At 63.9% G+C, this 16,571-nt stretch carries 17 protein-coding genes, 1 tRNA gene and 1 pseudogene; 9 read left to right on the plus strand and 10 right to left on the minus strand.

All coding sequences use genetic code 11. The features are described 5' to 3' along the window. Nucleotides 1–10: 10 nt before the first annotated feature. From LCF60_RS20900 to LCF60_RS20925, 6 genes are all read right to left on the minus strand, one after another. Entirely contained in the window at nt 11–271 is a 261-nt protein-coding gene (locus tag LCF60_RS20900) for a DUF3253 domain-containing protein (protein WP_292294474.1), read from the minus strand. 2 nt (nt 272–273) lie between these two features. Next, on the minus strand, nt 274–3,264 hold the full coding sequence (ileS, locus tag LCF60_RS20905) for an isoleucine--tRNA ligase (protein WP_292294475.1): 2,991 nt from the start codon (nt 3,262–3,264) through the stop codon (nt 274–276). Between the two features lie 178 nt (nt 3,265–3,442). Continuing rightward, nucleotides 3,443–4,165 (minus strand): VIT1/CCC1 transporter family protein, encoded by a 723-nt coding sequence (locus tag LCF60_RS20910; protein WP_292294476.1) that lies wholly within the window; start codon nt 4,163–4,165, stop codon nt 3,443–3,445. 58 nt (nt 4,166–4,223) lie between these two features. Then, entirely contained in the window at nt 4,224–5,231 is a 1,008-nt protein-coding gene (locus tag LCF60_RS20915; protein WP_292294477.1) for a TIGR01620 family protein, read from the minus strand. Beyond that, on the minus strand, nt 5,228–5,668 hold the full coding sequence (locus tag LCF60_RS20920; protein ID WP_292294478.1) for a GNAT family N-acetyltransferase: 441 nt from the start codon (nt 5,666–5,668) through the stop codon (nt 5,228–5,230). Before LCF60_RS20920 ends, LCF60_RS20915 begins: the two co-directional genes overlap by 4 nt. Continuing rightward, nucleotides 5,665–7,080, minus strand: a complete 1,416-nt coding sequence (locus tag LCF60_RS20925) for a YcjX family protein (protein ID WP_292294479.1) — start codon at nt 7,078–7,080, stop codon at nt 5,665–5,667. The genes LCF60_RS20920 and LCF60_RS20925 overlap by 4 nt, the downstream gene beginning before the upstream one ends. A 111-nt stretch (nt 7,081–7,191) precedes the next feature. Between LCF60_RS20925 and truA the strand changes: the two genes are divergently transcribed. From truA to LCF60_RS20950, 5 genes are all read left to right on the plus strand, one after another. Beyond that, the gene (gene truA, locus LCF60_RS20930; protein ID WP_292294480.1) at nt 7,192–7,962 is read left to right on the plus strand and encodes a tRNA pseudouridine(38-40) synthase TruA; all 771 of its coding nucleotides are present in this window, start codon (nt 7,192–7,194) and stop codon (nt 7,960–7,962) included. A gap of 302 nt (nt 7,963–8,264) precedes the next feature. Beyond that, on the plus strand, nt 8,265–9,446 hold the full coding sequence (locus LCF60_RS20935) for an aspartate aminotransferase family protein (protein WP_292294481.1): 1,182 nt from the start codon (nt 8,265–8,267) through the stop codon (nt 9,444–9,446). Nucleotides 9,447–9,456: 10 nt separating this feature from the next. After that, nucleotides 9,457–10,383 (plus strand): ornithine carbamoyltransferase, encoded by a 927-nt coding sequence (gene argF / locus LCF60_RS20940; RefSeq protein WP_292294482.1) that lies wholly within the window; start codon nt 9,457–9,459, stop codon nt 10,381–10,383. A gap of 62 nt (nt 10,384–10,445) precedes the next feature. After that, on the plus strand, nt 10,446–10,622 hold the full coding sequence (locus LCF60_RS20945) for a hypothetical protein (RefSeq protein WP_292294483.1): 177 nt from the start codon (nt 10,446–10,448) through the stop codon (nt 10,620–10,622). A gap of 71 nt (nt 10,623–10,693) precedes the next feature. Beyond that, nucleotides 10,694–11,032, plus strand: a complete 339-nt coding sequence (locus LCF60_RS20950) for an ArsC/Spx/MgsR family protein (protein WP_292294484.1) — start codon at nt 10,694–10,696, stop codon at nt 11,030–11,032. Between the two features lie 41 nt (nt 11,033–11,073). Here the strand turns inward: LCF60_RS20950 and yidD are convergent, their stop codons facing one another. The 3 genes from yidD to rpmH all read right to left on the minus strand — a co-directional run bounded on the left by yidD (nt 11,074) and on the right by rpmH (nt 11,860). Further along, nucleotides 11,074–11,295, minus strand: a complete 222-nt coding sequence (yidD, locus tag LCF60_RS20955) for a membrane protein insertion efficiency factor YidD (protein ID WP_292294485.1) — start codon at nt 11,293–11,295, stop codon at nt 11,074–11,076. Continuing rightward, nucleotides 11,292–11,657: a ribonuclease P protein component gene (rnpA, locus tag LCF60_RS20960; protein WP_292294486.1), complete on the minus strand. Its 366-nt coding sequence runs from the start codon at nt 11,655–11,657 to the stop codon at nt 11,292–11,294. The genes yidD and rnpA overlap by 4 nt, the downstream gene beginning before the upstream one ends. Nucleotides 11,658–11,725: 68 nt before the next feature. Continuing rightward, a complete protein-coding gene (rpmH, locus tag LCF60_RS20965; RefSeq protein WP_072775959.1) occupies nt 11,726–11,860 on the minus strand; it encodes a 50S ribosomal protein L34 in 135 nt (44 codons plus the stop codon). A 397-nt stretch (nt 11,861–12,257) separates the two neighbouring features. Here rpmH and LCF60_RS20970 point away from each other — a divergent pair, with 397 nt between their 5' ends. The 4 genes from LCF60_RS20970 (at nt 12,258) to LCF60_RS20985 (ending at nt 15,964) form a co-directional block, all read left to right on the plus strand. Then, on the plus strand, nt 12,258–12,992 hold the full coding sequence (locus LCF60_RS20970) for a TVP38/TMEM64 family protein (protein WP_292294487.1): 735 nt from the start codon (nt 12,258–12,260) through the stop codon (nt 12,990–12,992). Between the two features lie 2 nt (nt 12,993–12,994). Beyond that, nucleotides 12,995–14,413, plus strand: a complete 1,419-nt coding sequence (locus tag LCF60_RS20975) for an FAD-dependent oxidoreductase (protein WP_292294488.1) — start codon at nt 12,995–12,997, stop codon at nt 14,411–14,413. A gap of 24 nt (nt 14,414–14,437) precedes the next feature. Further along, nucleotides 14,438–15,820 carry a HAMP domain-containing sensor histidine kinase gene (locus tag LCF60_RS20980; RefSeq protein WP_292294489.1) on the plus strand — a complete coding sequence of 461 codons (1,383 nt, stop codon included), beginning with the start codon at nt 14,438–14,440 and terminating at the stop codon, nt 15,818–15,820. Between the two features lie 67 nt (nt 15,821–15,887). Beyond that, nucleotides 15,888–15,964, plus strand: a tRNA-Arg gene (locus LCF60_RS20985). Nucleotides 15,965–16,229: 265 nt separating this feature from the next. Here LCF60_RS20985 and LCF60_RS20990 read toward each other — a convergent pair. Next, a pseudogene (locus tag LCF60_RS20990) lies at nt 16,230–16,493 on the minus strand (transposase); the annotation flags it as partial. Nucleotides 16,494–16,571 lie beyond the last annotated feature (78 nt).

Genomic DNA, 16,571 nt, shown 5'->3' on the forward strand with positions numbered 1-16,571 from the left:
CCGCCTGATCTCAGGCTTTCGACGACGCAGTCGGCAGGCGGAGACGGATCGGCCCCTTGGCTGAGACGGGATCGACCGGGCGCCCGCGCTGCGTCGCGACCAGCCCCAGGTCTGCCGCGACACGGAGTATCTCGGGCATCAACGGGCGCCAGTCATCGGACAGTCGCCGCGCGGCCTCTGAGCGGCAGAAGGTCTTTCCCGGCCCCCGCGCTTCGGCAAGGGCCATCAGAACCCCGGCGATGGTGTCGTCGCCGGGGGTATGATCAGGCAAGTTCAGCCCAACGCCTCGTTGCAGCGCCCGCAGGTGCCGGGATGCTTATGCGTCCCGACATCGGGCAGGATCTTCCAGCAGCGCTGGCATTTCTGGCCTTCGGCCTTTTCGAAGACCACACCGACGCCATCAACTTCGGGCAACCGGAACGCCTCTGCCGGAGCCGGATCGCCGGTCAGGCTGATTGCGGACGTGATGCACAGGTCGTCGAAATTCACCGATTTCAGCGCCTCCAGCATCTCGGCATCGTCGATATGCACCACCGGAGCCGCTTCGAGCGAAGCACCGATCACCTTGTCGGTTCGCTGCACTTCGAGCGCCGCAGTGACGGCCCGACGGGCGCGGCGCACCTTGATCCATTTCGCAGCAAGCGCCTCGTCGCGCCAATCCGCAGGCGTCTCGGGGATGTCCTGAAGGTGGATCGAGCTGTCCTCGCCGGGGAAGCGGTCGAGCCAGACATCCTCCATCGTGAACACCAGAACCGGGGCCAGCCATGTCGTCAGGCGGTGGAACAGGATGTCCATCACGGTGCGCGCAGCGCGGCGGCGCTGGGTGTCACCATCGCAATAAAGCACGTCCTTGCGCACGTCGAAATAGAACGCCGACAGTTCCACGGTGCAGAAGTTGAACAGCTGCTGGAACACGCCCTGAAAGTCGTAGGCGTCATAGCCCGAGCGCACGACCTCGTCGAGTTCGCCCACACGGTGCAGGATGTAGCGTTCCAGTTCCGGCATATCCGCAGGTTCAACCCGGTCGGATTCCTCGAAATGCGACAACGCGCCCAAGAGGAACCGCATCGTGTTGCGCAGGCGGCGGTAGCTGTCGGCGACCCCCTTGAGGATCTCCGGCCCGATGCGCAAGTCGGCGGTGTAATCCGCCTGTGCCACCCAGAGACGCAGGATGTCGGCCCCGTATTGCTTGGTCACGTCCTCGGGGGCGACGGTGTTGCCCAGCGACTTGGACATCTTGTTGCCCTTCTCGTCGAGCGTGAAGCCGTGGGTCAGCACGCCGCGATAGGGTGCGCGTCCCTGCGTGCCGCAGGACTGGAGCATCGAGGAATGGAACCAGCCCCGGTGCTGGTCGGTGCCTTCGAGATAGAGATCGGCCAGCCCGTCTTCGGACCCGTCCTCGCGGTCGCGCAGGACAAAAGCATGGGTGGACCCTGAATCGAACCACACGTCGAGGATGTCGAAAACCTGCTCCCACTCGTTCGGGTCGTAATCGTTGCCCAGGAACCGCTCTTTCGCGCCGGGCTTGTACCACGCATCCGCGCCTTCGGCCTCGAACGCCTCCAGCACGCGTTTGTTGACCGTTTCGTCGCGCAACAGGTAATCGTCATCCGTCGGCAACGCGCCTTTCCTGACGAAACAGGTCAGGGGCACACCCCAGGCACGCTGGCGCGACAGCACCCAGTCCGGGCGGGCTTCGATCATCGAATACAGCCGGTTACGGCCGGTCTGCGGGGTCCATTTGACCAGCTGGTCGATCGAGGTCAGCGCCCGTTCACGGATGGTCTTGCCATAGGTGTCCTGACCGTCGCCCACGGCGCGGTCGATGGCGGCGAACCATTGCGGCGTGTTGCGGTAGATCACCGGCGCCTTGGAGCGCCAGGAATGCGGATAGCTGTGCTTGATCTTGCCGCGCGCCATCAGCCCGCCGACCTCGACCAGCTTGTTGATGATCGCGGTGTTGGCGTCGCCCTCCTTGCCGTTGGGCTTGAGAATGCGGGTGCCGCCGAAAAACGGCAGGTCTTCGCGGAAAGACCCGTCATCGAGCACGTTGTAGGTGATGACCTGTTCGAGCATCCCGAGATCGCGGTAAAGCTCGTATTCCTCCATGCCGTGGCTGGGGGCGCAATGCACGAAACCGGTGCCTTCCTCGTCGGTCACGAAATCGGCCGCCCGAAAATCGCGCGGCTGGTCCCATTCGCCGTTGGCACCGTCCGCGCCGTGCAGCGGGTGGGTCAGCGTCATGCCGGCCAGTTGCGCCTGCGACACGCTGCGGACGCGCCGCCACTGTCCTTCGTCCAGACGGGCCCGGGTAAAGGTCTGTGCGGCCAGCTTGTCGGCAAGGATGTAGCGGTCGCCGGTCTTGACCCAGCTTTCCTCGGGAGTGTCCGTGACCTCGTAGAGGCCGTAGTCGAAATCGTCGCCATAGACGACCGCCTTGTTCGACGGGATGGTCCAGGGCGTCGTGGTCCAGATCACGACATAGGCGCCGGTCAGGTCCTCATGCGCCTCGGCAATGGTCGCCATGACGGCTTCGCGGTCTTCGTCGGTGGCTTCTTCGTCGGACAGAAGGACATCGGGCAGATCAAAGCTGGCGACGCGGAATTTCACCCAGACGGTAAAGCTTTCCTTGTCGTGATACTCGACCTCGGCCTCGGCCAGGGCGGTCTTTTCGACCGGAGACCACATCACCGGCTTGGAGCCCTGATAGAGCGTGCCGGTCATCAGGAATTTCTGGAACTCCTCCGCGATGATCCGCTCGGCGCGAAAGTCCATCGTCAGGTAAGGCTTGTCCCATGTGCCGGTGATGCCCAGACGCTTGAACTCGTCGCGTTGGATGTCGATCCAGCCTTCGGCGAATTCGCGGCATTCCTGGCGGAACTCGACGACGTCGACCTTGTCCTTGTCGAGCCCCTTGGCGCGGTACTTTTCCTCGATCTTCCATTCGATCGGCAGGCCGTGGCAATCCCATCCGGGGATATAGCGCGCGTCCCGGCCCATCATCTGCTGGGAGCGGACCACCATGTCCTTGAGGATCTTGTTGAGCGCGTGGCCGATATGCAGGTGCCCGTTGGCATAGGGAGGGCCATCGTGGAGCGTGAAGGGCTTGCGACCTTCGGCCTTTTCGCGAAGCCGGTCATAGATGCCGATCCTGGCCCATTTCTCAAGCCATTCGGGTTCGCGCTTGGGCAGCCCCGCGCGCATCGGGAAATCGGTTTTCGGCAGGTTCAGCGTGTCTTTGTAGTCTGGTGTCTCGGCGCACATTTGGGGCGTCCTCGGGATTCGGATCAGAGAGTTGTGAGAGGATCGGCGCGGCTGTCCATACGCCTTGTCCCGGCGGCTCGTATCGTCAGAGCGCCGGGCATGTAATTCGAAGGATGATCGCGATGCGGTGCGTCATGCGCCGCGTTATAGGAGTGACGGCGGCTGACGTCCAGACGGATCACAAATTGAACAGCGTTCCCACGAAATAGGCAATGGCGGCGGCGGTCCCGCCGATCAGCAGGGTTTCAAGCCCGGATTTCCACCACGGGCTGAGCGACCACCTGGATTTGTAGGCACCGATCCCGAAGAACGTCACAAGCGTGAGGAGGGTCGAGACAAGAAATGCGTTGTCCAGGCCGAAGAGGAACGGCAGCAGGGGAACCATGCCTGCCGCGATAAAGGCCAGGAACGTGGCCCAGGCCGCATTGAGCGGATGCGGGTCGACGGAAGCCAGACCGTATTCGCCTTCCAGCATCATCTGGATCCATTGGTCGCGATTCTGAGCGATCTGTTCGACGGCGCCTTCCAGAGCATCGCCCGAGAGCCCCTTGCGCCTCAGGATTTCGCGCAATTCGCGTTTTTCCCCGTCCGGGTGTGTGCGGATGTGGCGCTCTTCGATCTTGCGCAGGCGGTTCGCGTCATCGAGTTCGGCCTTGGTCCCGGAATAGTTTCCCGCCGCCATCGAAAAGCCGTCGGCCAGAACGTTCGCGATGCCAAGCGCGATGATCACCCAGGGCGACAGCCCGGCACCGGCCACGCCTGCGACGATGGCGAAGGTGGTCACCGATCCGTCGATGCCGCCATAGACGATGTCGCGCACGTATCCGCGACCGGCGGGTGCGTCGATCCGGGCTTCGATTTCGGACTGCGAATGTCCGTGGTCGCCGGGTTGGGTGATCATGATGCTCACCTTGGGGCGAAGCGTTTGCCCCGCGCCATGCGCTGGATCAAACGCCCGGTCAACGGGAGGCGTTTCCGATCAATCCGCTGAGCGCGGTCTTGACCACGGACCGGACTGCCGGACGTGTGCCCTTGGCAAAGGGCAGCGGTCGACAGACCTCGATCGCGGCGACCCCGACACGGGCGGTGAGTGCGCCGTTGACCAGCCCTTCGCCAAAGCGACGCGACAGCTTGCCAAGCAGGCTGCCGCCAAGGATCGGCTCCAGCATGTCATCCCCCACGGCGACGGCCCCTGTGGCCACCAGATGCGACAGCACCGCGCGGGTCAGGCGCCAGCTGCCCAGGGTGCCGGAGCGTCCGCCGTAGATTTCCGCGATGCGGCGGATCATGCGGATGTTGGACCCAAGCGCCGCGACGACGTCGGCCAGCGCAAGCGGCACCAGCGCCGTGACGGTGGCGACCTGACGCGCGGCGGCCTCGACCTCGCGGCGGGCAGCGGCATCAAGCGGCCCGAGCAGTTCGTGATCGGCCAGCGCGATCAGGGCGGAGGCGTCGAACATGTCCGCCTCGCGGTCCTTGAGCCGGTCGCGGCCCCATTTCGTGTCATCGCGCGCGGCGTAGAGACTGGTCAGGTCCTTTACCACGGCACGAGCCGCGGTCAGGTCTTCGCTGGCAAGGGCGGCGTCGGCATCGTGCTGGATCCTGTCGATCCGTCCCAGCCGGGCGAAGGCCGACAGTTCCTTGACCACGATCATCAGCACGACGGCCAGGAACAGGGCAAAAAGCGCCCCGACGGCATAGCCCAGGACTATGTTCCGGCTGACGAGGTCGGTCACGAAGTTCCACGCGGCAACCGACGCGACCGTGGTGATCAACAGCACCAGCAGAGACCAGAACCAGCGCGCGAGCCGGGACACCGGGCGCGCGGCGAGCGCGGCTGCGGTCGTCATGGCCTGTCCCTGCGGCGCCGGTTCGAGGGCGTCCGGAACCGGTGGTGCCTCTGCCGGGGTTGGAGCGGGCATGTCTTTTTCCAGATCGAAAAGCACGGGGCCCTTGGCGTTGGTCATTGTCCTGTCCTTTGCCACTGATACCGGATGTCGGGCAGGCCTTCGTCATTGCCCGTGCCATCGGTGCGTTCCACGGGGCTGAAGCCGTGGCGTTCGTAAAACGTCTGCGCGCCCGTGTTGGACTGAAAGGTCCAGAGAGTCAGCTGGTCCTGCTGCTGCATCGCGTCGGCCAGAAGGCGGGACCCGATGCCTTGGCCGCGCTGTTCAGGCGCGATGTAGAGCGCGTGAATGTCGTCCCCGTTGCGGGCGAGAAAGCCGGTGATGCCCGAGGTCTCCGACACCGTCACCCAGCCCCTGTCGACCATCATCGCCGCGTGGGCGATATCCTCGGCGCGGGTGTGAATGCGCGGCATCCACGGCGTCTCGTCGATCCAGGCCGACAGGATCGCGCCGACACGTCCCGCATCAAGCGCCGTGGCGGGCCGCAGCACGGTCACAACCGGTCTCCGATCAGGAATTGCGCGGCGCGGTCGAGCCGGATGTGCGGTGGTCCCATCCCCGGTTTCAGGCTCAGTTTCGCGGGCGCAAAGCGCATGATCTGGTAGTCCTGATCGAGCCATTTTTCCGCACCCTCGCGCGCCGGCCCCAGAAGATGCGTCGGATCAAGGGGCAGTTCACCGGGGTAGAACGCGGCCTGTTTGCCCGAATCGAGCAGGGAGCCGCGCACGCAGGCAAGGTCGGTGCCCTGATGCGGGCGCATTTCCTCGACCGTGGCGCGCAGGCTGGCGATGGACATGGCGCTTGTCTTCGCGCCGGCGAATTGGGCGCGGTCGCGGGCGTCGCGGGTCAGCGCCTCCATGATCGCGGTCAGGCGGGCGTGCTGCGTGTGGTGCAGGTGATCGGCCTTGGTGGCGGCAAAGAGGATCTTCTCGACCCGCTTGCCCAAGAGAAGCTGGGACAGAAAGGCGTTCTGACCGGGGCGAAAGGCGCTCAGGATGTCCGACATCGCCTGCCGCATGTCTTCGACCGCTTGCGGGCCTGCGTGGATCGCGCCCAGCGCATCGACCAGCACGACCTGCCGGTCGATCTTGGCGAAATGATCGCGGAAGAAGGGTTTGACGACTTGGGACTTGTAGGCCTCGAACCGGCGTTCCATCTCGCGGGCAAGGGACTTGCGCGGCGGGTTCGGGGTTGGCGGCAGGGGGGCGAAGGTCAGGACCGGGCTGCCGGCCAGGTCCCCGGGCAGAAGGAAACGCCCCGGCGTGCAATCCGAGAACCCGGCCTGCCGCGCGGCAGTCAGGTAGGCGGTAAAGCTGGCCGCGAGTTTCTGCGCGCGGGGCTCATCGAGCTGTGCGGTCGCGTCTTCGGCGCGGGCGATCTGAAGGTAATCCTGCGCGGCCTCGCGGTTTTCGATCCGCTTAAGGGTTTCTTCAGACCATTGGCTGTAGGTTTTTTCCAGCAAACCAAGATCAAGCAACCACTCACCGGGATAATCCACGATGTCGAGATGTATGGTCCGTGGCCCCTGAAGGCCCGACAAAAGCCCCGCCGGGCGCACCTTGAGCGACAGGCGCAATTCGCTGATGCTGCGGGTGCTGTCGGGCCAGTGCGGATCGTGCGCGGTCAGGTCGCCCAGATGGGACTCGTAGTCGAAACGCGGCAGTGTGTCGTCTGGCTGGGGCTGAAGATAAGCCGACAGGATGCGCCCTTCGCCTTGTGCCAGAAGGCCGGGCATGCGTCCGCGATCCATCAGGTTGGCCACCAGTGACGTGATGAACACCGTCTTGCCCGATCGCGCCAGCCCGGTCACGCCAAGGCGGATCACCGGTTCGAAAAAGGCGCCCGATACGGTGTCCGTGACGTTCTCGATGCCGCGGGTCAGGGTGTCGGCGAGGGTGGAAATGACCAAGGGCGGCCTCTTTTCGTTGCGTTGATCCCACAGATAAAGGCGGGGGCCGGCAGATACCAGTGCAGCGCAAGGGGGATTGTTTGGCGCAAATCGTCAGGCTAAGCGGAGCGCATGCCCAGATATGCCCTGAAAGTCGAATATGATGGCGCGCCCTTTGCCGGTTGGCAAAGGCAGATGGATCAGCCGTCGGTGCAGGGCGCGATCGAGGCAGCGCTGTCGCGGCTGGAGCCTGGAGAGCACAGGATTGCCGCCGCCGGGCGCACCGATGCGGGCGTCCACGCGCGCGGGCAGGTCTGCCATTGCGATCTGGACAAGGATTGGACCCCGTTCCGGTTGTCCGAGGCGGTGAATTATCACCTCAAGCCCTTGCCTGTGGCAGTGGTGGATGCGGCCGAGGTGGAGGGCGACTGGCACGCACGGTTTTCCGCGACGGAGCGACGGTATCTGTTCCGGCTGGTCTCGCGCCGCGCGCCGCTGACGCTGGAGGCAGGGCAGGTCTGGCAGGTCAAGCAGGCGTTGGACCTTGAGGCGATGCAGCTGGCGGCGCGGCACCTGATCGGTTTGCACGATTTCACGACGTTCCGGTCGACCCTGTGTCAGGCGGCGTCACCGGTCAAGACGCTGGACGCGTTGGAAATCACCCGGAGCGAAACCGAGTGGGGTACCGAATTCCGGTTCCACCTGCGCGCGCGGTCCTTCCTGCACAACCAGGTGCGCAGTTTTGTCGGCACGCTTGAACGCGTCGGTGCCGGGGCCTGGGGACCGGAGGATGTGAGACACGCGCTGGAAGCGCGGGACCGCGCGGCCTGCGGGCCGGTGGCCCCGCCGCAGGGGCTCTACCTCGTGGGGGTCGGGTATCCCGATGATCCGTTCCGCCGCTGACAGGATTTGCGCTGTGCCCTGCACATCGCGGGGACACAGATTTTGAAAAATCTGTCTGGGGCTCTGCCCCAGACCCCGGCAATATTTGGAAAGAGAAGAAGATCAGGGATTGCTTTTCAGCGATATTTGAAAGTAAGTCATCCGCATGACACTGCTGACCGATATCCGACGAGATTTCTGATCTCGCCCTGCCGCCCCGGATTGTGGGCGATCTGTCACCTTTTGTCTCTCTCCATCATCCTTTCCGTTGACTTGCCCCCCGCCGCTTGGCACGGCTTGGGCTTCTTGAAACGAGGTTTCCAATGATCCCCTCTGTCCTGCCGACATATTCCCGCGCGCCGCTTCATTTCGTGAAGGGCGAAGGCACCTGGCTGATCGAGGCGGATGGGCGACGTTTTCTGGACATGGGGGCCGGCATCGCGGTGAACGCGCTGGGCCATGCGCATCCGGCGCTGGTGCAGGCGCTGACTGATCAGGCGCAGAAGCTGTGGCACGTGTCGAACCTCTACGAGATCCCGCAGCAGCAGGCGCTGGCCGACAAGCTTGTCGCGACAAGCTTTGCCGACACGGTGTTCTTTACCAATTCGGGCACCGAGTCCTGCGAATTGGCGGTCAAGATGGCGCGCAAGTACTGGTATGACAAAGGCCATCCCGAGAAGACGACGATCCTGGCCTTCGAAGGATCCTTTCACGGCCGGTCTTCGGCCGGCATCGCGGCGGCCGGATCGGAGAAGATGACCAAGGGATTCGGGCCGATCCTGCCCGGGTTCACGCATCTCGGTTGGGGCGATCACGACGCGATGCATGCGGCGATCGATGACAGCGTCGGCGCGATCCTGATCGAACCCGTGCAGGGAGAGGGCGGCATTCGGCCTCTGCCGGATCAGTGCCTCAAGGGGCTGCGCGCGCTGTGCGACGAGAAGGGCATCCTGCTGATCCTCGACGAGGTGCAATGCGGGGTGGCCCGGACGGGGCGGTTGTTTGCGCATGAATGGGCGGGCGTCACGCCCGATATCATGATGGTGGCCAAGGGGATCGGCGGCGGCTTCCCGCTGGGCGCGGTCCTTGCCACCGAAGAGGCGGCCTCGGGCATGACGGCGGGCACGCATGGGTCCACCTATGGCGGCAATCCTCTGGCCTGTGCCGTGGGGTGCGCGGTGATGGATATCGTCAGCACGCCGGAGTTCCTCGAGACCGTGAACGCTCGCGCCGGGTTCCTGCGGCAAAAGTTGGAGGGGCTGATCGCGGCGCATCCGGACATCTTTGAAGGCGTGCGCGGGCTGGGCCTGATGCTGGGGATCAAGTGCAGGGTGGCGCCGGTCGACGTGGTCAAGGCGGGCTATGAATGCGGGGTGATCACGGTGCCGGCAGCGGACAACGTGGTGCGCCTTCTGCCGCCATTGAACATCAGTGAAGACGAGATTTCCGAAGCCGTGAACCGGCTTGATTTCGCAGCGGACGCGGTCCGCGAGGCGATGGGCTGAGGGCAGGGACATGAAGCATTTTCTGGATATCCACAAGACCGGCGCAGAGGATCTGCGGGCGGTGATCGACTCGGGCATCGCGATGAAAGGCGCACGCAATGGCCGCCCCAAGGGAGCGCCGGATGACGAGCAGCCCCTGGCCGGGCGCATGGTGGCGCTGATCTTCGAGAAACCGTCGACGCGCACGCGGGTGTCATTTGACGTGGGTGTGCGCCAGATGGGTGGGCAGACCATGGTGCTTTCTGGCTCGGACATGCAGCTCGGGCATGGCGAGACCATTGCCGACACCGCACGGGTGATGAGCCGTTATGTCGATCTGATCATGATCCGCACCTTCGACGAGGCGGTACTGGAAGAGATGGCCGAATATGCCGATGTGCCGGTGATCAACGGGCTGACCGACCGGACGCATCCCTGCCAGATCATGGCCGACGTGATGACCTATGAGGAACATCGCGGGCCGATCCGTGGCAAGAAGGTTGTCTGGTGCGGCGACGGGAACAATGTTTGCGCGTCGTTCCTGCATGCGGCGGGGCAGTTCGGGTTCGATTTCACCTTTACCGGCCCGGTGCAGCTTGATCCCGAAATGGAGTTCGTCGGGCTGGCGCGCAATGCTGGCGTTTCGGTCGCCATCGAGCGCGATCCGTTCAAGGCGGTTGAGGGCGCGGACCTCGTGGTGGCGGACACCTGGGTCAGCATGCATGACGCGCAATCGGCCAAGGAACGGCGGCACAACATGTTGCGGCCCTATCAGGTGAACGTCGATCTGATGCGCCATGCCAGGCCGGACGCGCTTTTCATGCACTGCCTGCCCGCGCATCGCGGCGAAGAGGTGACATCCGAGGTGATGGACGGGCCGCAATCGGTGATCTTTGACGAGGCGGAGAACCGGCTGCACGCGCAGAAGGCGATCATGCGGTATTGTCTCGGGGTATGACCCGCGGCTTTCGGGATTTTGGTGCGTGACTTGCGGGCCGCTTTGCCCGTAAGCATGTGGGTATGAAACACATCCCCAAGAAAACCACCGACGATGCGCTGATCCAGGAATACCTGAACAAGGGCGGCACTGTCAGCGTGGGCAAGACCAAACCGCTGCCCAGCGCGTTGGGTCTGAGCAACAACCTGTGGAACAACAAGACCACAAGGAAAGACAAGGCGACGCCCGACAAGACGTGACCGATGTGCGCGACCTTCGCGCGCGTGCTGGACAGTGTCGGGATGGGTGACCGGAAAGAGGAGGCTGCGCTTTGGTAATTTATGGATTGAGCACCTGTTCGGAGTGCCGCAAGGCGCAGAAGGCGCTGGAGGCGGAGGGTCGGACCGTCAGCCTGCGCGATATCCGGGCGGAGCCGTTGAGCGAGGCCGAACTGGCCGAATTCATCACGGAGTTCGGCGACCGCCTCGTGGATCGCGGCACCAATGATTACCGCGCGTTGAGCGATTGGCTGAAGGCGTCCGAGGTCGACGCGCAGATCGCGGCACAGCCCAAGGTGATGGCCCGCCCTGTCATACGGGATGGAGACAGGCTTTACCTTGGATGGGGCCAGACGGTTCAGTCGGCGTTACTGGGCGACCCGGCCCGGTAGCGGGGCTGGCGAGCGAGACCTTGGGCAAGAGCGCGCAGGTGTCAGTCGGGAACGTTGTCCACGCCCGAGCCACCCCAAGGCTGACAGCGGGCGATACGGCGCAGGGCAAGCCATCCGCCCCGGATCCCACCATGTTTCTGCAACGCCTCGAGCGCATAGGCAGAACAGGTGGGGTGATAGCGACAATTGTAGCCGACCCAAGGGCTGAAGATCAGGCGATAGGCCTTGACGGGCAGGGCGAGTGTCCAGGCGAGAGGGGTCATCTTTCGGAATGGATTTTGCGCAGGGCGTAAGCCAGATCGCCCTTGAGAGCGGTGAAGTCGCGGTCGATGGTGACGCCCGGACGGCCGATCAGGACATAGTCCCAGCCCGGTTGCGCACCGGTCAAGAGCGTCTCGGCCGCGACGGCGCGCAGACGGCGCTTGGCGCGGTTGCGGGCCACGGCGTTGCCGATCTTCTTGGAACAGGTATAGCCCACGCGGATGGTGGGATCGTCGTCGCCGCGGTCGCGGGCCTGCACCAACATCCCGTCCGTTCCGCGCCGCAGGGCACGGGCGGCGCGCAGGAAATCCGCGCGGTGGCGCAGGACAGTGACAGCTGGACAAGACAGCACCGCCGGAGGCATGTGTCCCCTTGTCTCCAAGGAGGCCTCCGGCGGTGTCATGTCAGATTGCCTGCGTTATCGCCGGGCGCTTATGCGCTCAGCGACTTGCGACCACGGGCGCGGCGCGCGTTCAGGATCTTGCGACCGGCTTTTGTGGCCATGCGCGAACGGAAGCCGTGGCGCCGCTTGCGCACGAGGTTCGAGGGTTGAAAGGTGCGTTTCATCGCGTCCTACTCCGTCTTGTCGATCCGGGGGCGCGGATTCGTCCGCCGGGGTTATTCGAAGCCCGTGCTATAGGCAGGTGCTCCTGCCTTGTCAAACGCTGATGCCGGAAATTTACGTGATTTCACGGGGGTCGGGCGGACTCTGGTCGGGCGGATTGCGGACGCGAATGAAATAATGCCACACAGGCGCGTGTGCGGCTGACACAGAGTGCAACATTGGCCGGGCGCTCTGGCGCCGAATGTTTCAATTCCGGGCCTCCGGAGGGGAATTCTCACGCAAAGCGGGGTGGGCGATCAACCGGCCGTGAGGCGGGTGTTGCGGCGGCGCGTCAGGGGGCATGTTCTGACCCAGCAACCCGAAACACTTCAAGAGGTGGCCGCTGCTGGCCTGTAAGACATGACAGACATGACAGACACCCAAGACACCCCGACCTGGAAGCGATACGCGCCCCTGATCCTGATTGGCGCCGTGGCGCTGATCGGTGCCTTTACCCTGCGCGATTATCTGAGTTTCGAGACGCTCGCCGCCAACCGCGAGGCGCTGGAGGCGTTCCGGGACGCCAATTACCTGCTGACGGCGGGGGCGTTCATGCTCGCCTATGTCGCGATTGTCAGTTTTTCGCTGCCTGGCGCGACGATTGCGACGCTGACCGGCGGGTTCCTGTTCGGAGTGTTCCCCGGGGCGCTGTTCAATGTCCTGGCGGCGACCATCGGCGCGACGGTGATCTTCCTCGCGGCGCGCTATGGCCTTGGGGACCGCATGGCGGCGCGGATGGATGCCGGCGAAGGCATGGTGCGCAAGATCAAGGACGGGATCGACGAGAACCAGTGGTCGATGCTGTTCCTGATCCGGCTGGTGCCGGCGGTGCCGTTTTTCGTGGCCAATCTTGTCCCGGCGCTTGTCGGCGTGCCGCTGTATCGGTTCTTTGTCTCGACCTTTCTGGGCATCATTCCGGGCGGTGTGGTCTATACATCGGTGGGGGCCGGTCTGGGCGAGGTCTTTGCGCGCGGTGAGACTCCTGACCTTGGGATCATCTTCGAGCCGCATATCCTTTTGCCGATCCTGGGTCTGTGTCTGCTGGCTGCGTTGCCGATCGTGCTGAAGGCCGTCCGCGGCAAGAAGGGACTGTGACCATGGAAACGATCAAGACGGATGTGCTGGTGATCGGGGCCGGGTCGGGAGGGCTGTCGGTGGCGGCAGGTGCGGTGCAGATGGGGGCGTCGGTTGTCCTGCTGGAAGCGCACAAGATGGGCGGCGATTGTCTGAATTACGGCTGCGTGCCGTCAAAGGCATTGATCGCGTCGGCCAAGACGGCCCACGCCATGCGCCACGCGGACCGTTACGGGATCGCGTCGGTCACCCCGCAGGTGGACTATGCCGCGGCCAAGGACCATGTGGCGGACGTGATCTCGCAGATCGAACCGTTGGACAGCCAGGAGCGGTTCGAGGGCCTGGGTGTGCGGGTGATCCGGGAATACGGACGCTTCGTGTCGCCGTCGGTGGTCGAGGCGGGCGCCTACCGGATCGAGGCCCGCAGGGTGGTGATCGCCACCGGGTCGTCGCCCTTCGTGCCGCCGATTCCCGGTCTGGACAGCGTGCCGTATCTGACCAACGAAACCCTGTGGGAACTGCGCGAGCAACCCGAACACCTGCTGGTCATCGGTGGCGGCCCCATCGGGATGGAAATGGCACAGGCGCATCTGCGGCTGGGATCGAAAGTGACGGTCATCGAAGGCGCCAAGGCGCTGGGCAAGGATGACCCCGAACTGTCGGAGATCGTGCTCGACACGCTGCGCGAGGAGGGGCTCGAGATCGTCGAAGGCTCCAACGCCAGGCAGGTGCGCGGCGCTGCCGGGGCGATCGAAATCGAGACCGAGGACGGGCAGGTCTTCAAGGGCACGCATGTTCTTGTCGCCGTCGGCAGGCGGGCCAATACCGATAGGCTGGACCTCGACAAGGCCGGGATCAAGACGACGCGGTCGGGGATCGAGGTTGACGACAGGCTGCGCACCACGAACAAGAAGGTCTATGCCATCGGCGACGTGGCCGGCGGGCTGCAATTCACCCATGTGGCGGGTTACCATGCCGGGGTCGTCATCCGGTCGATGCTGTTCGGCCTGCCGTCCAAGGCCTCGACGCGGCATCTGCCATGGGCGACCTACACCCAGCCGGAACTGGCGCAGGTGGGATCCACCGAGGCGCAGGCGAAAAAGGCGCATGGGACCGCTGTCGAAATTGTGCGGTTTCACTACACTCACAACGACCGCGCCATTGCCGAGCGCAAGACGCGTGGTCTGATCAAGGTGATGGTCGTCAAGGGCCGCCCTGTCGGTGCGTCGATTGCAGGCGAGCAGGCGGGGGAACTGATTAATCTCTGGGCGCTGGTGATCGCCAACAGGATGAAGATGAGCCAGGTCGCGAACATGGTCGCGCCGTACCCGACCATCGGAGAGCTTAACAAACGCGCCGCGGGCGCTTACTTCTCTCCACGACTGTTCGAGAGTGATACCGTGAAGAAAGTGGTTGGATTTGTTCAGAAGTGGTTGCCCTGATGTGACGGATCGGAGGGCGCTGCGGTGCTGAATTCCCTGTCCGGTCGCTTTTTGATCCTGACCGTCATCTTCGTGATGCTGGCCGAGATCCTGATCTTCGTGCCGTCGATTGCGCGGTATCGAGAGGATTTCCTGCTGAACCGGCTGGAACGGGCACAGATCGCGTCGCTGGCGCTTCTGGCCGATGACATGATCGACACCGAGCTCGAGGAAGAGCTGCTTCTGAACGCCGGCGTCTTCAATGTTGTGCTGCGGCGGGACGAACTGCGCCAGCTGGTGCTGTCCTCGCCGATGCCGGGCGAAGTCGACGCGACCTATGACCTGCGCGACGCGACGGCATTCTCGCTGATCGGCGATGCGCTCAACCGTCTGATCACGCCCGAGCGCGAGATGATCCGGGTGATCGGCAACCCGTTCCGCGACGGCGGACTGCTGATCGAAATCACGCTCGAGACCTCCGAACTGCGCGCGGCGATGATCGATTACGGGCTGCGCATCCTGATCCTGTCGGCGGTCATCTCGGTCTTCACGGCCGGGCTTCTGTTCCTCGCGGTGCAGATATTGCTGGTCAAGCCGATCAAGGGCGTGGTGGGCCATATGCAGAGCTATGCCAAGGCGCCGGAAGACGCCCGCCGGATCATCGAACCCTCGGCCAGCGTCACCGAACTGCGCGAGGCAGAGCAGGCGCTGCAATCGCTCCAGACACAGCTGACCCAGGCGCTCAAGCAGAAGGAACGGCTGGCGCAACTTGGCGGTGCGGTTGCGCGGGTGAGCCACGACTTGCGCAACATCCTGACTTCGGCGCAGCTTTTCACCGACCGCATCGAGATGAGCGAGGACCCGGCGGTCAAGCGCATGGCGCCCAAGCTGGTGAATTCGATCACGCGGGCGGTGTCGCTTTGCGAAAGCACGCTGGCGTTCGGACGCGCCGAGGAGCCGGCCCCGACACTGACCCTGTTCAACCTGGCCGAACTGGTCTCGGACGTGCTTGACAGTGAACGGCTGGCCATCGGCGAGTTCGACCTGAGCCTGAGCGAGGACGTGCCGGGCAACCTCATGCTGCGGGCCGATCCCGAACAGATGTTTCGCGTGCTGTCCAACCTGGTGCGCAATGCCCGACAGGCCATCATCGGCACCGGCCAGCCGGGCGAGATCAATGTGGCCGCCAATGTTTGTGACGACGCGTGGTGCATCGACGTGACCGACACCGGACCGGGCTTGCCACCGAAGGCCAAGGAATACCTGTTCCGCGCTTTCCAGGGTGGCGCGCGCAAGGGCGGATCGGGGCTTGGGCTTGCCATCTCGGAAGAACTCGTGCGCGGCCATGGCGGGACATTGGAGCTCAGGAAAAGCGACGAAACCGGCACCGCTTTCCGGATCCGATTGCCGATGGGCGAAATGGGTTAGCCGGGCAGAAGATTTCTTCGAATTTGCGCTTGCATCGCTCCGGCACTGCGTCTATCCCACGCCTCGTGGACCGATAGCTCAGCTGGATAGAGTACTTGACTACGAATCAAGGGGTCGGGGGTTCGAATCCTCCTCGGTCCGCCACCACCCTCCCCAAATGTCTGTAAACACTGGTTTTTTTGCCCTACCTGTCTAAGGATCATTGGGACTTAGACAATTTTCGGATTGCTGATCGGTGATGGCTCGTCGCTGGATTCTCGTAATCGCGGCAAAAATTCGGTTTGGTGTTGCTGGAATGTGACGTGGCAGACAGCAAAAAGGCCGCACTGGTGCGGCCTTTAGTCGTTATTCGGCGCGCTCAACCTTCCAAGAACTTGCCCGTCTCCAGCGCGGAGGGTGTCACCGGTTTGCCGTCTTTTGCACGAACCTTCGGCACTTTCACCGTGACCGGCCCGATCCCGGTCTGCACGGCGCGCTCCGGATGATACCCATTGCCGACAACCGCCGCGCGGCCATCCGATGTCCGGCGTGCCGCGAACTCAGCAAGAAAGGCATCCCTCTCAGCTTCAACCGCCGCCTGGAGCAGGTCCCTCGCCCCCTTGCGAAGAAGATCGGTCAGCGGGTCCGTGACCGTATCTCGACCCGTGAATTCGATGATGGTAGGGTTGTCCATGATGGTGGTGCTCCTTGGATGGTGGCTTGTGTCACAACAACAAACCAACCAGATGCACCGCCGTCATTCAAACCGCCC

The sequence above is a fragment of the Marivita sp. genome, from assembly GCF_020055635.1.
Classification (GTDB): domain Bacteria; phylum Pseudomonadota; class Alphaproteobacteria; order Rhodobacterales; family Rhodobacteraceae; genus Marivita.

Bases quoted from the DNA above. Each gene is read 5' to 3' on its own strand.
- ileS (WP_292294475.1), bottom strand. From the start codon at position 3,264: ATGTGCGCCGAGACACCAGACTACAAAGACACGCTGAACCTGCCGAAA.
- LCF60_RS20910 (WP_292294476.1), bottom strand. From the start codon at position 4,165: ATGATCACCCAACCCGGCGACCACGGACATTCGCAGTCCGAAATCGAA.
- LCF60_RS20915 (WP_292294477.1), bottom strand. From the start codon at position 5,231: ATGACCAACGCCAAGGGCCCCGTGCTTTTCGATCTGGAAAAAGACATG.
- truA (WP_292294480.1), top strand. From the start codon at position 7,192: ATGCCCAGATATGCCCTGAAAGTCGAATATGATGGCGCGCCCTTTGCC.
- LCF60_RS20935 (WP_292294481.1), top strand. From the start codon at position 8,265: ATGATCCCCTCTGTCCTGCCGACATATTCCCGCGCGCCGCTTCATTTC.
- argF (WP_292294482.1), top strand. From the start codon at position 9,457: ATGAAGCATTTTCTGGATATCCACAAGACCGGCGCAGAGGATCTGCGG.
- LCF60_RS20945 (WP_292294483.1), top strand. From the start codon at position 10,446: ATGAAACACATCCCCAAGAAAACCACCGACGATGCGCTGATCCAGGAA.
- yidD (WP_292294485.1), bottom strand. From the start codon at position 11,295: ATGACCCCTCTCGCCTGGACACTCGCCCTGCCCGTCAAGGCCTATCGC.
- rnpA (WP_292294486.1), bottom strand. From the start codon at position 11,657: ATGCCTCCGGCGGTGCTGTCTTGTCCAGCTGTCACTGTCCTGCGCCAC.
- rpmH (WP_072775959.1), bottom strand. From the start codon at position 11,860: ATGAAACGCACCTTTCAACCCTCGAACCTCGTGCGCAAGCGGCGCCAC.
- LCF60_RS20970 (WP_292294487.1), top strand. From the start codon at position 12,258: ATGACAGACATGACAGACACCCAAGACACCCCGACCTGGAAGCGATAC.
- LCF60_RS20975 (WP_292294488.1), top strand. From the start codon at position 12,995: ATGGAAACGATCAAGACGGATGTGCTGGTGATCGGGGCCGGGTCGGGA.